This window comes from Chloracidobacterium sp., assembly GCA_015075585.1.
Lineage (GTDB): Bacteria > Acidobacteriota > Blastocatellia > Pyrinomonadales > Pyrinomonadaceae > OLB17.
Map to the genome: position 1 here is coordinate 851,339 of JABTUB010000001.1, position 14,987 is coordinate 866,325.

General features: G+C 53.7%; 16 protein-coding genes and 1 pseudogene. 10 read left to right on the forward strand and 7 right to left on the reverse strand.

The features are described from left to right. The first annotated feature begins 91 nt into the window (after positions 1 to 91). Positions 92 to 334: pseudogene (locus HS105_03860) on the forward strand (hypothetical protein). A 1,015-nt stretch (positions 335 to 1,349) separates the two neighbouring features. On the opposite strand, the gene HS105_03865 reads toward HS105_03860, so the two are convergent. The 6 genes from HS105_03865 to HS105_03890 all read right to left on the reverse strand — a co-directional run bounded on the left by HS105_03865 (position 1,350) and on the right by HS105_03890 (position 5,972). Next, on the reverse strand, positions 1,350 to 1,814 hold the full coding sequence (locus HS105_03865; protein MBE7515735.1) for a hypothetical protein: 465 nt from the start codon (positions 1,812 to 1,814) through the stop codon (positions 1,350 to 1,352). A 463-nt stretch (positions 1,815 to 2,277) separates the two neighbouring features. Next, a complete protein-coding gene (locus tag HS105_03870; GenBank protein MBE7515736.1) occupies positions 2,278 to 2,871 on the reverse strand; it encodes a dCTP deaminase in 594 nt (197 codons plus the stop codon). 73 nt (positions 2,872 to 2,944) lie between these two features. After that, positions 2,945 to 3,790 carry a hypothetical protein gene (locus tag HS105_03875; GenBank protein MBE7515737.1) on the reverse strand — a complete coding sequence of 282 codons (846 nt, stop codon included), beginning with the start codon at positions 3,788 to 3,790 and terminating at the stop codon, positions 2,945 to 2,947. A gap of 13 nt (positions 3,791 to 3,803) precedes the next feature. Then, positions 3,804 to 4,517, reverse strand: a complete 714-nt coding sequence (locus HS105_03880; protein MBE7515738.1) for a DUF4097 family beta strand repeat protein — start codon at positions 4,515 to 4,517, stop codon at positions 3,804 to 3,806. A gap of 66 nt (positions 4,518 to 4,583) precedes the next feature. Next, the gene (locus tag HS105_03885) at positions 4,584 to 5,303 is read right to left on the reverse strand and encodes a zf-HC2 domain-containing protein (protein MBE7515739.1); all 720 of its coding nucleotides are present in this window, start codon (positions 5,301 to 5,303) and stop codon (positions 4,584 to 4,586) included. Positions 5,304 to 5,435: 132 nt separating this feature from the next. Next, complete coding sequence (locus HS105_03890; GenBank protein ID MBE7515740.1) at positions 5,436 to 5,972, reverse strand: RNA polymerase sigma factor; 537 nt, start codon at positions 5,970 to 5,972, stop codon at positions 5,436 to 5,438. 302 nt (positions 5,973 to 6,274) lie between these two features. Between HS105_03890 and HS105_03895 the strand changes: the two genes are divergently transcribed. From HS105_03895 to HS105_03925, 7 genes are all read left to right on the forward strand, one after another. After that, the gene (locus HS105_03895) at positions 6,275 to 6,703 is read left to right on the forward strand and encodes a RidA family protein (GenBank protein ID MBE7515741.1); all 429 of its coding nucleotides are present in this window, start codon (positions 6,275 to 6,277) and stop codon (positions 6,701 to 6,703) included. Next, the gene (locus tag HS105_03900; GenBank protein MBE7515742.1) at positions 6,700 to 7,173 is read left to right on the forward strand and encodes a GNAT family N-acetyltransferase; all 474 of its coding nucleotides are present in this window, start codon (positions 6,700 to 6,702) and stop codon (positions 7,171 to 7,173) included. The genes HS105_03895 and HS105_03900 overlap by 4 nt, the downstream gene beginning before the upstream one ends. Before the next feature lie 12 nt (positions 7,174 to 7,185). Beyond that, the gene (locus tag HS105_03905; protein ID MBE7515743.1) at positions 7,186 to 8,247 is read left to right on the forward strand and encodes an NAD(P)-dependent alcohol dehydrogenase; all 1,062 of its coding nucleotides are present in this window, start codon (positions 7,186 to 7,188) and stop codon (positions 8,245 to 8,247) included. A gap of 96 nt (positions 8,248 to 8,343) precedes the next feature. Continuing rightward, positions 8,344 to 8,871, forward strand: a complete 528-nt coding sequence (locus HS105_03910; GenBank protein MBE7515744.1) for a DUF1697 domain-containing protein — start codon at positions 8,344 to 8,346, stop codon at positions 8,869 to 8,871. A 44-nt stretch (positions 8,872 to 8,915) separates the two neighbouring features. Beyond that, complete coding sequence (locus HS105_03915) at positions 8,916 to 9,437, forward strand: 3-hydroxyanthranilate 3,4-dioxygenase (GenBank protein ID MBE7515745.1); 522 nt, start codon at positions 8,916 to 8,918, stop codon at positions 9,435 to 9,437. A 35-nt stretch (positions 9,438 to 9,472) separates the two neighbouring features. After that, a complete protein-coding gene (locus tag HS105_03920; GenBank protein ID MBE7515746.1) occupies positions 9,473 to 9,751 on the forward strand; it encodes a BrnT family toxin in 279 nt (92 codons plus the stop codon). Then, the gene (locus HS105_03925; GenBank protein ID MBE7515747.1) at positions 9,732 to 10,052 is read left to right on the forward strand and encodes a BrnA antitoxin family protein; all 321 of its coding nucleotides are present in this window, start codon (positions 9,732 to 9,734) and stop codon (positions 10,050 to 10,052) included. The genes HS105_03920 and HS105_03925 overlap by 20 nt, the downstream gene beginning before the upstream one ends. 62 nt (positions 10,053 to 10,114) lie before the next feature. Here the strand turns inward: HS105_03925 and HS105_03930 are convergent, their stop codons facing one another. Then, positions 10,115 to 12,067, reverse strand: a complete 1,953-nt coding sequence (locus tag HS105_03930; GenBank protein ID MBE7515748.1) for a CocE/NonD family hydrolase — start codon at positions 12,065 to 12,067, stop codon at positions 10,115 to 10,117. A 192-nt stretch (positions 12,068 to 12,259) separates the two neighbouring features. On the opposite strand from HS105_03930, the gene HS105_03935 reads away from it, so the two are divergent. Together HS105_03935 and kynU are read left to right on the forward strand one after the other, a co-directional pair. Then, positions 12,260 to 13,270: an amidohydrolase gene (locus HS105_03935; protein MBE7515749.1), complete on the forward strand. Its 1,011-nt coding sequence runs from the start codon at positions 12,260 to 12,262 to the stop codon at positions 13,268 to 13,270. A gap of 306 nt (positions 13,271 to 13,576) precedes the next feature. Next, positions 13,577 to 14,905, forward strand: a complete 1,329-nt coding sequence (gene kynU / locus HS105_03940) for a kynureninase (protein ID MBE7515750.1) — start codon at positions 13,577 to 13,579, stop codon at positions 14,903 to 14,905. Positions 14,906 to 14,987 lie beyond the last annotated feature (82 nt).

Genomic DNA, 14,987 nt, shown 5'->3' on the forward strand with positions numbered 1-14,987 from the left:
CGTCGAAGCCCTGTTCGATGACGGCGACTCTGCCTCGGACGTTGCGTTCGCCGACCTTGATCACGACGGTACGTTCGATGCAGGCGCGGCTGATACGGATGGCGACGGACAGGTCGATACCATCGCGGCCGATCTTGACGGCGACGGCCATGTTGATGCTATCGGTGTTGATTCTGATGGCGACGGTCAGCTTGATGCGATCGGCGTTGACACTGATGGCGACGGCTCAATTGATGCAGTCGGTGTCGATACAGATGGTGACGGCACTATAGATGTTTCGGCTATGGACACCGACGGCGATGGGGAATTCGATACCGCTATGACAGCCGACGGGCAAGAGGTGTCGTTGGACGATCAGACGATCCAAGATGAGGGCTTGCCTTCAGATGAAGAGATGTCCACCGACTCGATCGAGTTCACGGTCGGTGAGGACGGCTTTCCGGTGTCGGACGATGCCGGAGTTCATACGCTGGGCAACGATCCGGACTTTACCGGTTCTCCTGACGGAACGATCGATACAGGGTATTCGGTAAGTGATCCTGCAGAAACCGATGCGGGCTATTCGGTCGAGCCTGCTTCAGAAGACCACACTGCCGCCGCAGAGCAACAGGCACACGCAGACGCCGCACAAGATGCGCAGTCCGCTGCCGATGAATACATTGCTCAAGGTGATTATGCCGCGGCAGCCGAAGCTCGTGAGACCGCTGAGAGTGAAGCGTATGCTGCGGGCGATTCATCAATGCTCGGCTCATCCGACTCGACCGATCTTCAGAACGCAGCATATCACCAGCAGACCGCTGAGGAGTATCAGCAGCAGCAGGCCGATCACATAGCGGCGGGTGATTACGAGGCGGCCAAGGCCGATGCCGAGAATGCGGCTTACCACATCGGCAGCGGGGATTACCTCGCCGGCGGTTCTGATCACACGGGACAAGCCGATCAAGATGCATACAATCTCGGCAATGCCTCGTGGAATGAGAATCAGGCACAGGGCTTCCAGGATGACGCTGCATGGTACGCTGAGCAGGGCAATATGGACGCTGCGGAAAGTGCGCTCGGCCACGCCGGAGACTATGGCGATGCGGCCTACGCATCGGCCGATGCCGCCGATCCGTCATCGATCGGCTACGACGTCGATCATTCATCAATGGTCGATAGCGGCGGCCATTACGATGCCGGGACCGTTGATACGGGGTATGATGCGGGCGCGGATATGTCATCATCAGTGATCCACGACCCGTCAATGGACGACGGAATGGTCTAGCTGTTCCTTATGTCCGAAGGTTAGAAGGGCTGCTTCTGAGATCAGAGCAGCCCCTTGCAATTATCGATACGGTTAGCTTGCTGTTCTAGCGCTCCTCAGCCGCGATACGGGTGGCGCTTTGCGAGCTGATATTTGCGAGCATTTCACCCATTGTTCCCTTGAACGGCCCGTTGATCTTGGTTTCGGTATCGCCCGAGACGATCGAATAATGCTTACCCGACAAAAATGAAAGCTCATCTACGATCAGCCGCACCGCAACGGGGCCTGTACAAAGGTTGATTTCGCCTCCGTTCGCCATGTTACGCCGAACTCCCAGCCAGAAATTGATATCCCGGCCGTTTATCTTAAGGTCTCCATTTTCCGCAAGATATTGAAGGATGTCCCAGTGTGAGGCGCGTTCGCGATCGGCGGGCTTGAGATCGAACTTGAAGTTTCGGGATGTAGGTACGAACTCGACGACCCGCTTGAACGCTTTGGACAGCACCGAACCGAGATCTTCGGCAGGATTGGCTTGGAGCTTTTTGGTAAGACTCTCTACTGAAAGATCCATCGCTCCGGCGAGCCGGCTGCAATATGAAGTGCAGCCTGTTGCCGAACAATTACAAATAGCAAAGTAGCCATCCGGACACGTTTGCGAGGCGGAGCATAGACCTTCGACGGAACAAAAACATGATGTGTCCGGGCCGGGAAGATTCGATTGTGAATATACTGGAATCGTGAGAAAAGCCACTGCTGCGAGTAAAACAGCAACGGCGCGCAGTGCCTTGATCATTTTACATACCTCCGTTGAACCGGTATTAATAATTTTCGTCGGTTCTCAGCCCCTTCTATTACACATTAACCGAAAAGTCAAGGTGTTGGTGGAATGAAAGTCAGCTGTCAGTTCACTTTCACAGAGCCGTCCTAAAAGGGCCGAGATCGCGGGATCCTGTCGGCTTGAGATTCAGATCAAGCCGACAAAAGCCAAAGAAATTGTCAGGCTTATTGCAGGCAGATGTTCGAGAATATTTTACCTATACTTTAGCGAAGGTCAGGCCGGTTTGCCCTTGGTATTTGCCGCCGCGGTCTTCGTAAGAGACGGCGCAGTCCTGATCGGATTCGAAGAACAGTATCTGGCCGATACCTTCATCGATGTAAACGCGCAGCGGCAGGTTGGCGAGGTTAGCGATCTCAACGACGAGGCGGCCGGTCCAGCCGGCTTCGAGCGGCGTTGTGTTGACGAGCAGGCCCGCGCGCGCATAAGTCGATTTGCCTAGGGCCACGCCGGTTACGTTGCGCGGCATCTTAAATGTCTCGACCGTAACGCCAAGCCCGTAATGGTGCGGCGGCATCAGGTAATAACGAGCGCCGTCCTCAGCAGTGTGTATCTCGGGCTCGATGAGCGAATACTGTTCATCGAAGCGCTTCGGGTCGATCTCCTTGCCGTGTACCGACGAAAATATGCGGAAGCCGTCATCAGCAAGCCGCATATCGTAGCCATAGCTCGACGCTCCGGCAGAGATGATCTTATTGCCGTCGCGTTCACGAACAAGTTCGGGCAGGAACGGCGAGATCATATCGAATTCCTCGGCCATGCGGCGCAGCCATAGATCTGATCTGATTGACATAAGGCAAAACTCGGCGAAAAACGGCCGATAGAGCCTTATTGTAACTAAACATCGGCGAGGTGTCAGTTCGCGGTTACTTTTCGATAGGGATGAGTTCGATATTGCCGCTGCCGACCGAGAATCGGACCGGCGGGCCGCCGACGCCGGCCTTTGCTATAACGGAGCGCTCCGTAAAAGGCACATTCGCGGATCGCGGCTTCAGCGAGGCCAATCGATTATCGATCTTGCCGGAGCCGGCGATGGCGGCGGTCAATTCAGCATTGAGTGCTGACGGCACCTTCGCAGTTATGTCGCCGTTCGCAACGGATGCCTCGATCATCCCGCTGCGCCAGTTGCGTTCGGGAAAGACGAGTTCCAATTTGCCGGCGTCGATCGCGACATTCAGAGTTCCGCCTACAAGGGTGATTCGTGCATCGGAACGGGCGAAGGTCGTCCGGATCGTCCCTTCAACGCCCTTCAGCGAGAGGTCGCCGTCGCCGCCGCTTATGTTAAGATCGAGATAGAACGGAACCTTTAGCGAATAATCAATGCGAAAAGGCCGCGTGAGCAGTTCCTTTGGAAACTTTTTCCAGAATTTCTTGTCGCCGAGGCGATTGTGCGTGCCGATACTTCGGATCGTCATTCGTGCCGTCCCTTCCTCGACCGCAAATGATGTCACCTGTGCCAGGCGGTCAAGCTCAGCTTCCGTTGAACCCGTCAATTCGATCTTTGCGGTGATCTCGACGTCCTGCCTGTTCGAACCTTCGATCGTAACAGCGCCCGCCGGGGCGCCGATCAAGTTCAGCGTGCCGCCCGCCCCGAAAGGCACCGTTACCGTTTTTGATAAATTACGGGTCAGCGATTGCGAAGCCACAGGGACACCCAGAATGAACACTGAGGTAAGGATGAGCACGAAGCGAGCCGTTGTTTGAATATTCATCTGGTTCAGTATATCAGCGTCGTATGAATGATATGCTGCCTTGCTGATTTGTTACAGAAAGTGTCGCACTGCCGTCGCCGAAACGCCCGACGACCCGCCGTCCGTTCCCGACATAGCTCATGTCGGCGGATGAGAATGGCCCGAGTACAATGCTCCGTGATGACGGTGCCGTCGCCATCAGCCTGAAGCTCGATTCGAACGGTATGCGAAGGTTAATATTGCCTCGGGTCGATGAAAAGCGGTAGCTGCCGTTATTTTGGATCTCGCCGTCGAAAAAAATGTCACCGATCGTATTCTCTGCAGAGACAGCACCGGCTCCGATATTTGTAAGCGTAATATCACCCTCGCTCGATATTCTTGCCCGCACAAGGCCGCTGCGGATGTTGCTTACGCTCAAGTTGCCGATCATCGTTTCGACATCGACAACGGCAGTGTATGGCAGGCGTATCGTAAAATTCACACTGCCGACGTCACTTCGCCCTTGATTGTCTTTTACAAGATTGATAACGATCGTGCCGCTTAGGTTCTGCGGCTCGATATTGGCGGTCGGGGCTTCGAGTGATGCTTGGATATTTATATCGCTTCGTGTCCACCCCTCGACAGTTATCGTCCCCGTACGATTGAGAAGCTGGATCCTGACATTCTGACTGCCCGGATACGTGCGAGAGAACTTTTTCTGGCCAAAAGCGGCCGCGGGCAGCACCGCAAAGAAAAGAACTACACCCAATAGGATAGTAGTTCTGACCTTCGAGTGGAGATCAAGATCACATTGCGGCACGGACGACATTACAAACTAAAGATCAGAGAAATCGCGAAGCAAATTCATTTTATCATCCAGAACAGCATCAAGCATTTCGCCCGACAGCTCATCATCAGGATCCTGAGCCAAGATCACCATGTACTCATTCATCGACTGGTCGAGTACGCGTAGGTTGCGGTCGAACGCCTCGCGCGTGCGTGAGTCCCACATTGGCCGCCTCGCTTTTACGCGTTGATCCCAATAGTCGATCGCTGCTTGCTGTTCCTTAATGTGCCGTTCGCGCGCCTGTTGAGGGGTGTCGATCAGCCCGATGGTGCTCATCAGCTTTTCAAAAGTGGTTTGCGACGCGGAGGTGCGGAGTGTGAAATCGTCAGTCCTCGGCCGATCGTACTGTTTGATCGCCACAACTGTCAGCAGGGAACTGATGACGGCGATCGCCACCATAGCAGACGCAATCTGCGGTATCGACCATTTCCAGAACCTTTTCTTTGGCGGAGGCGGCTCGGTCTGCCGCTCCTTTGCAAGATCGCCCTCGATTATGTTATTGATCCTGCGCCATAGTGCTTGGGCATTCGGCGGAGAGTACTCGCCATCGTCGCTGACCGCGGCTTCCTCAAAAAGGGATAGCTCCTCGCAGACCATTGCACAGTCATTGCACTCGGCAAGATGCGTCCTAACCGCGGCGGCACGCTCGGGCCTGAGGTCGCTTTCAAAGAAAGCAGTTAATGAACTTTTGCACTCGTCGCAATTCACTACAGTTCAATAGATTATCCGGAGCGGGAAAGAGTTGTCTTAAGGCATTGATCTTTCCCGTGCCGCGCCGGTTCGGAGACGCAAAAAAAGCACGAACAGAACGATCTGCTCATGCTCCTATGCGGGGCGTCGTCATCCCTTCGCAGTATTGACAATAAGACCGCGTAGCTTCAGGCGGGCCTTGTGAAGTTGTGATTTTGAGGTGCCTACCGAAATTCCCATCATTCGGGCGACCTCTTCATGCTCATATCCCTTTACATCGTGGAGAATAAATACCTTTCGATATCCGTCGGGCAATTGAGCGATCGCATTCTTGAGCGCAATGCGGTCAACGACCTGCATCTTACCCGGGTCGGCCGAACCGGTAACGACCTGTTCTGGCATCTCGCCGTCGTCACTGGTGCGCTCCTTTTTCACATTTCGCCGCCGAAAATGCATGAGCACTTGGTTGACCGTCATCCTGTGAAGCCACGTTGAGAATGCCGAATCACCGCGAAAGCTCCCGATCTTGCGAAAAAGCTGAATAAAGACATCCTGGGTAAGATCTTCCGCTTCGGTCGGGCTGCCGGTCATTCTAAGCGCGAGGCTGTATGTGCGCCGGTGATAGCGCTTATAAATGATCTCGAACGCAGCCAAATTACCGTCCGAAGCAAGCCGGCAAAGCTCCATGTCAGGAGCATCGTCGGCAACGGCCGCAACCTCGGAATGTTTTGTGACGGTAAGCCGGCCTGTCCTATCTTCAACACCGACAGCGGCATCGCGTTCGACCGCGACAGCGTTTACATCCATACAAGCTCCTAAGAGTTCGCTTCCAGATTTTATGACTTCGTCCCCGGTTATGATGAGCGGCCTCCCGATCCAAGTTGCCTTACGCACCAGAAGATTTTATTGCCTATCGAAGAAAAAATAAAGGGAAAATTTACTCATTACGGTATTCTGTGTCAAAATCATGCGGCATTGTTGTAATAAAGATGGCTGATCAAAATACCGATAGGATCGATTCTGACCGTGCTCCCGAGCCTGTTGGTATGTATCCGCACGCACGCCGCGTTGGCAACCTTCTGTATTTGTCGGGCGTCGGGCCGCGTGAACGCGGTAATACGAAAATTCCCGGTGTTGAACTTGATGCTGACGGAAATATTGTCTCTTACGACATCGAAGTACAGTGCCGTTCGGTTTTTGAGAACGTGCGGTTGATCCTCGAGGACGCAGGGTCGGCGTGGCAGAATATGGTCGATGTGACGGTCTTTCTGACGAATATGAAAGCGGATTTTGCCGCGTACAACCGGCTCTATGCCGAGTTTTTTGCTGATGTTCGGCCGTGTCGGACGACGGTCGAGGTCAACGCCCTTCCCACACCGATAGCGATCGAACTCAAAGTGATCGCAACTATCGAATGAACGACGAAGCACGATTCGAACCGGCGGAAAATGGCGATCTCGTACGGCTTTCAGAGATCGCTTTTGCCGCAAAATCCTATTGGCAATATCCTGCGGAATGGCTCGAAAAATGGCGTCCGCAGCTTACCATCACCGATGACGATATTGCGAGCGGAGCGGCAATCAAGCTGACCGAGAGCGGCGAGATCCGCGGGTTTTATACATTGCGTGAAGATCGAGAAAAGCTTTGGCTCGAACATCTCTGGCTCGATCCAAGCTCGATCGGAAATGGACTTGGACGGCGTCTCTTTGAACACGCGATGGCTACAGCCAAAGGTATGGGATATTCTAGAGTGTTTATCGAGTCAGACCCGAATGCCGAGGGATTTTACGCCGCAATGGGTGCAGTGAAAGTTGGTGAAAGCAGATCGGAGCTTGATGGCACAACGCGAATTCTCCCGCTGATGGAATTCAAACTAAGAGGAAGATAACAAAAGGAAAATATGACACAGACAAAGGGCTACGCAGTTCATGAGGCGGGTACGAATTTCGCACCATTCGATTTTGAGCGACGCGATGTCGGGCCGCACGACATCCTGATCGACATTCTTTACGCGGGCATTTGCCATTCGGACATTCATCAGGCGAAGGATGAGTGGCACGATTCGATGCCGACGAATTATCCGCTCGTGCCGGGGCATGAGATCGTCGGGCGCGTCGCGAAGGTCGGCGATAACGTGACGAAATTCAAGGTCGGCGACATCGCGGGCATCGGTTGTTTTGTCGATTCGTGCCGCGAATGTCCGAACTGTCAGAACGGCCAAGAGCAGTTTTGTCTCAAGATGGCAGCCTACACTTACAACGGAACCGAGATGGATCGCGTGACGAAAACGTACGGCGGCTACTCGAACAACTACGTCATAGATGAGAATTACGCCCTGAAAGTTCAACGCGATGAGAGCGACCTCGCAGGCGTTGCTCCGCTGCTTTGTGCAGGTATAACGACGTATTCGCCGCTTAAGCGTTTCAAGGTCGGGCCGGGACAGAAGGTTGGCGTCGTCGGGCTTGGCGGCCTCGGGCATATGGGCGTGAAGATCGCGAAAGCGATGGGGGCGGAAGTGACCATCTTCAGCACTTCGCCGTCAAAAGAATCGGACGCGAGATCGCTCGGTGCAGATCATTTCGTTGTTACCCGCGACCCGGCGAACCTAGCGCCGCTCACCGGCACATTCAATATGATCCTCGACACGGTTTCGGCCGATCACGACGTGAACCCGTACCTGAATCTGCTCGGAGTCGGCGGGACAATGGTCGTTGTCGGCGTTCCGCCTAGCCCTAATCAGGTGCATTCGCTGTCGCTGATCTTCGGCAACAAGACGTTGGCAGGTTCGCTGATCGGCGGCATTCCGGAAACGCAGGAGATGCTCGATTTTTGCGCCGAGCACAACATAACTTCGGACGTCGAGGTCATCTCGCCTGACCGTATTCCCGAAGCATACGACCGCACGATCAATGCCGACGTGCGATACAGATTCGTGATCGACATGTCAGAACCCGCTGCGTAAGCGGCGGGCCAGTCGCTCGACATATCAGAACCCGCTGCGTAAGCGGCGGGCCAGCAAACAAACCGACCGCCCACTTACTCAGGCGGTTCCGACGTTATGCGTTACATTGCACTACTTCGCGGCGTAAATGTCGGCGGCAACACGATGATCAAAATGGCCGAGCTGAAGAACTTGTTCACTTTACTCGGCTTTGAAAATATTGCGACTTACATTAACAGCGGCAATCTCGCATTCGACACGCGCAAGGCCGACCATAACAAACTCGCTTCTCGTATAGAAACCGCGATAGAAAAAGATCTCGGCAAAACCGTTCCGGTCATAATACGCGAACAGAGCGACATCGCCCGCATCATCGACGCAAATCCTTTTGCGGGCCAGTTCGATAGCCACAAAGAAATGCATGTCGTTTTTCTGACGGAAAATATGCCGGAGGAAAAAGAAAAGCAGCTACTTGCCGCCGCGCCCGAATGCGAACGCTTTGTCGTAAACGGCCGCGAAATATACTGCCATCTGCCAAAAGGTGTCGCCGACAGCCTGCTCGGCAAAAGCTTTATCGAAAAGAAATTAAAACTCTCCGTCACCGGACGCAATTGGCGGACGGTAGAAAAACTTGCAGTGCTGTGATCTTCCGTGCATTTCGTGAGTTTCGCGAGTAACATTCTTAGCATATGATCCGACGCCCTTTTAATTTCAAACAGTGGATCGATGAGCACAGGCATTTGCTGAAGCCGCCGGTCGGGAACCAGTGTATTTATGATTCCGCTGATTTTATCGTGATGGTTGTCGGCGGGCCGAATTCGCGAAAAGACTACCATTGGGACGAGGGCGAGGAGCTTTTTTATCAGATCGAGGGCGATATAAAGGTACTCGTTCAGGAGGGCGGCAAGGCGGTCGAGGTGCCGATCCGCGAGGGCGAGATGTTCCTTTTGCCGCCGCGCATCCCGCACAATCCGATCCGCGGCGAGAACACCGTCGGCCTCGTCATCGAACGCAAGCGCCGCGAGGGCGAACTCGACGGCCTGCTATGGTTCTGCGAAAACTGCAACGAAAAACTCTACGAAGAATACTTTCAACTCACCGACATCACGACCCAATTCCAGGGCGTCTTCAAAAAATTCTACGGCGACCAAAATTTCCGCACGTGCAAGAACTGCTTTGCTGTAATGGAGCCGCCGCCGGTCGCGAGTTAATATTCATTGATATACATATAATATAAATATAATCTATGTTTGCTTGGGATGAGGCGAAGCGCCAAGAAGTGATCAAGAACAACGGTGTTGACCTTGCGTTGATCGCGGATGCATTTGATGATCCTTTTGGAGTTTATTTTGAGGATGAGGCTCATTCGAGTGACGAAGAAGTCAGATTCAATCTTATCGGCGTTTCTGCGCATTACGGACTTGTTTACGTCACTTTCAATTACGACGGTGCCGCGATAAGGTTGATAACCGCATGGAAGGCCGAAAAATGGGCAACTAAAGAGTATGAAAGCAACAAAAGATAAAGATTACGAATACCTGCCCACTTCTGAAGAGGCGTCAAAACGAGGCTTAAGGCGGATCACTCGTCCTGCATTCATCGACAAGGTCGTAAAGGCCAATAAGAACCGCATAACCATAATGCTCGATCCGGATGTGATCGAACATTTCAAATCGGAGGCGGAACGTTCGCACGTTGGCTATCAAACGCTGATAAATAGAACTCTCCGCGAAAAGATGAACGCCAAAACCGCCGACCCGATCGAGAAGCTCTTGAAAGATAAGAAAGCTCTCAAACGCCTAAAGGCAAAATTAGAATCGGTGTGAATTTCGCCGTTCATCGACGAGCGGAAAAGAAAAGGGCAGACCGCTTGGGTCCGCCCTTTTTGCTATTTGTGCTTCACCACTGAGATCGTAACCGATGCCGGGAACTGTTTCGAGTGATGGACGGAGTTGCGTGCGACGACGCCTTTGACCTCGTCGTAGTTATTGCCGCCGGTGTTCATATTTCGGTCAAAACGCGGGAAGTTGCTCGAGGAGATCTCGATCCGCAGGCGATGGCCGGCAGCGAAATAGTTGCTGGTCGTCATCGGTTGGAATGCCATCTTGTAAACCTTGTTCGGTTCCATCCACGCGAGCGGTGCGGTGTATCCGTTCCGATAGCGCATACGTTGGATCGTCTCATCCAAGTTCCACGCTTTTCCGTTCTCGTCAACATCGATGAGCTTGACCGTGAAGTCAGTGTCCTTTGCGTCAGAAGATACATAGAGCGTTACCTCGATCGGGCCGCTAAGCTCAAAGCCTTCTTTGAGCGGCTCGGTCGAATAAACGAGGATGTCCTTGCGCTCCTCCATCCGGCTTTGATCGAAAGACCCGCCCACTACAGCGTTGCCCGTGCAGCAGACGTTGCCGCCGTACGAAGGCACGGGATCCATCGGGTCGTATGTGAACGAATCAGGCTTATCGGCGTCAGGCGGTGTCGAAACGAGTTTCCCGTCGCCCTTTAGAGTGTTCGCTGAACCGTCACTTGCAAGGTAGAAGGTCAATGGCTGCGCGCCTTTCGGCGGCCATTCATCCGCTGTTTGCCATTTGTTGCTGCCCATTGTGTAGTACTGCACTTTCGGCATCTTCAGGACGTCGTTCTTCTCGCCTTTCAAGAAATAGTCGAACCAATCATACGTCATCTTGCTGTAATCGAGGCGCGCGTCGCCAACGCTGCGTTCGCCGACAATGGTATTCTCGGTCGCCCGCGTGTAGGAGCAGTGCAGTGTCGGTGCGATCACGGCATACTGCTTGTCGGCAATGTCGGGGCTTGCCGTTCGGCGAACGTGGTTGTAGGCTGCGAGGTTCGGGCCGACCGAGACGTCGTACCACGACATGAACCAAAATCCCGGCATATTTATCTTCATATTGTCGTGGAAAAGGCCGCCCTTGTACCACGCGGGATCGTTCGGCTTACGTTGTATCATCGCTCCGCCGGTCGTGTTCGGCATCTTGTCCGCAAAAATGCCGTGAGGCCCGTCAACCGCTTTGAGGATATCCATTTCGGGCAGATGACGCAGAGCTTTTGACCAATCGACAGGCGGAAGCTGCTGTCCGAGGTCGAAGGACTTTGAAACACGTATCAGATCTTCTTGCGAGGTATTTGCCGGGAACATCGGCCGCACCTGATTCTGTTCGCCGTAGAGCCATGCAATAAAGAGCATTTGAACCGCACCGCCGCGATACCAATTACCTTGTTCATAGTACGGCCCGACACGCCCGATGCCCGCGCCGAAGCCCTGCGGAATGAAGGTCGTGAATCCGGGAACATTCTGTGCGGCAACCGCCATCTGCCATTCGGCGGTCGAAGAGCAGCCGATCGTACCGAGTTTACCGTTCGACCACTTTTGAGTCGTGAGCCAACGGATCGCGTCCTCGCCGTCTGAGATCGGAGCACCAAGAATGTCGTAATTGCCTTCGGAAAAAAAGTGTCCGCGTTCATTCATCACGACGTAAGCATAGCCGCGTTTGACGGCATCAAGGATCGTCGTCATATCACGCGGAGCACCGAGACGCACGTCCCAGAAATTGAAGTTGTACGGCGTTCTCGAAAATATGATCGGATAGGTCTTCGACGAATCCTTCGGACGATAGATGTCGGCGGCCATTCGCTTGCCGTCACGCATCGTTACCATCACCTTCCGGTCAACGACAGCGACCGAATTCAGCTCGGCCTCGATCGCGTTGCGTTTCGCGATAAGTGCCGGATCGGGACGCGGTCCCGGCTGCCCGTAGATGCCAAGAGCCAAGCCGGTAAATGCTATCGCCGATACGGCGAAACGAAAAAAGATTGCCCGCATACAAAATACTCCTCCTGCTAAGATCTGAACGTTACAGTTGATATTAACGCCGTTCGGCCTGTGTGGCTATGAATAAGGGGGCGTCTGTCGGGCGCCGAATGTAAACTTTTGTAAATCAATTTTATACTCAGAAACGGCAACGGCCGGCTTTGACAGCTTTTCGCACCGGCCGATAAATGCCAAAATCATCAAATGTTTACGATCGACGTCCATACACACATACTGCCTCGAAATATTCCCGGATGGAAAGAGCGATTCGGCTACGGCGGCTTTATCACGCTGGATCATCACAAGGCATGCTGTGCGCGGATGATGCGTGATGACGGCAAGCAGTTCCGTGATGTCGAAGCGAATTGCTGGTCGCCCGAGCGACGTATCGAGGAATGCGATGCCGCCGGCGTCGATGTTCAAGTGCTGTCAACCGTTCCGGTGATGTTCTCATATTGGGCGGAGCCAAAGGACGGAGCCAAGGTTGCAAAATTTCTGAATGATGATATCGCCGAGCATATCCTGCGGCACCCGAAACGCTTCGTCGGCCTCGGTACGCTGCCGATGCAGGCGCCCGAACTCGCCGTAAAGGAACTCGAACGGTGCCGTTCGATAGGGCTTGTCGGTGTCGAGATCGGGACGAACGTCAATCAGCTCAACCTCAGCGAGCCGCAGTTCTTTGACGTGTTTGCCGCGTGTCAAGAGCTTGGAATGGCCGTTTTTGTGCATCCGTGGGACATGATGGGCGAGGAAGATATGCAGAAATTTTGGCTGCCGTGGCTTGTCGGTATGCCGGCGGAAACTTCGCGTGCAATATGCTCACTCATATTTTCCGGCGTTCTGGAGCGTCTGCCGCAATTGCGTATTTGCTTTGCTCACGGCGGCGGTTCGTTTCCGGCGACGATCGGCAGGATCGAGCACGGATTCAATGTTCGGCCCGACCTTTGTGCGGTCGATAACGACCACAGCCCGCGAAAATACCTCAACCGAATGTACTTCGATTCGCTTGTTCACGATGGTGCCGCTCTCGAATACCTGATCAACATTGCAGGTGCCGAACGTGTGATGCTGGGCACCGATTATCCGTTCCCGCTCGGCGAGCTTGAACCCGGAAAGCTCATCGAATCAATGTCTTACGACGAAGAGATAATCGAAATGCTCCTGAACGGCTCCGCTTTGAACTGGCTGGATCTCGAAAAGGAGAGCTTTGAGTGATCTCAACTTTGAGCAGGGTTACACGATCCTACCGTCAGGCCGAAAACTCCACTTTCCAGTGGTACCATTCTAAGGGATGCTTTCAACAGGTGTCGAGAATATAAGAACGGTTTGATGCGTTCACGGGTGAAGATTGGCTGCGTTAGCAGTGTTGATGAGGCCGCGTTGGCGATAAGCATCGGTGCGGCCGCATAACGAATTAACAGAAGTTTTTTTGAATAGTGCGGATCATAATTCGATAAAATTGCATAAATAGTGCAAAGGCGTGGCTTAGCGGCTTCGAGACTTTGCGGCAAGGTCCGAATAATGAGTTTTGACGATCACATAGAACTTGACGAACACGATCCGCTGCGAGCGTTTCGCGAGCGATTTTTTATACCGAAACAGGCGAACGGCGATGATGTGATCTATCTCACGGGCAACTCGTTGGGCTTGCAGCCGAAGCGGACGCGTGAATACATCGAGCAAGAGCTTGACGATTGGGCGCGACTCGGCGTTGACGGCCACACGCACGCTCGGCATCCGTGGCTGCCGTATCACGAATTCGTCACCGAAGCGATGGCGCGCGTTGTCGGGGCAAAGCCGATCGAGGTCGTCGCGATGAATTCGCTCACCGTGAATCTCCATCTTCTGATGGTGTCGTTCTATCGTCCTTCTCCGGCAAGGCGCAGGATCATGATAGAAAAAGGGGCGTTCCCGTCGGATCGCTATGCGGTCGCCTCGCAGATCGCGTGGCACCGGTCAGAACCGCCTGCGTTAGCGGGCGGTCAGTCTGCCAAGCCAGTCGAATTGTCAGCGAACCGGCCGCCCGCTAACGCAGGCGGTTCTGACTTGATCGAACTCGCTCCGCGTGAGGGTGAATCAACTTTGCGAACAGAAGATATCATTGAGACCATCGAGTGCGAAGGCGACAGCGTTGCTCTCATCCTGCTCGGCGGCGTCAATTACTACACCGGGCAAGCTTTTGATGTAGAAGCGATCACAGAGGCCGGTCATCGAAAGGGATGCATCGTCGGATTCGATCTCGCGCATGCGGCGGGGAATCTCGAACTGAAACTCCACGAATGGGGCGTCGATCTTGCTGCGTGGTGTTCGTATAAGTACCTGAATGCGGGGCCCGGCGGCATTGCCGGCGTTTTTGTACACGAACGTCACGCACAGAGTTTCGATCTGCCGCGGTTCGCAGGCTGGTGGGGACATGACAAGGCAACGAGATTCCTGATGGGGCCGAAGTTCGCTCCCATCGAAGGTGCCGAAGGCTGGCAGCTTTCTAATCCGCCGATATTTCAGTTGGCCGCATTGCGTGCTTCGCTTGAGATCTTTGATGAGGCAACCATGCCCGCACTCCGTGAAAAGTCAGTAAAGCTTACCGGCTTTTTAGAAGGCCTCTTGTCGGAAATTGAAACGGATCGCATCGAGGTCATTACGCCGTCCGACGCCGCGCAACGCGGATGTCAGCTTTCGATACGCGTACGCAACGCAGACAAAACGTTATTCGACGCGATCTCGAAACGCGGTGTCATTGCAGATTGGCGCGAACCGGATGTGATCCGTGTCGCGCCCGTGCCGCTGTATAATACTTTCGAGGATGTCAGTAGGTTCGCTGCAATACTGAAAAAATGTATCGGCGAATGAACCACACAGGAACATAGGACACATAGAGAAATCCTCCGAATTGCGGTTCGTTGGGCGTAAATTGGTAAAAAGTCTCCCATTT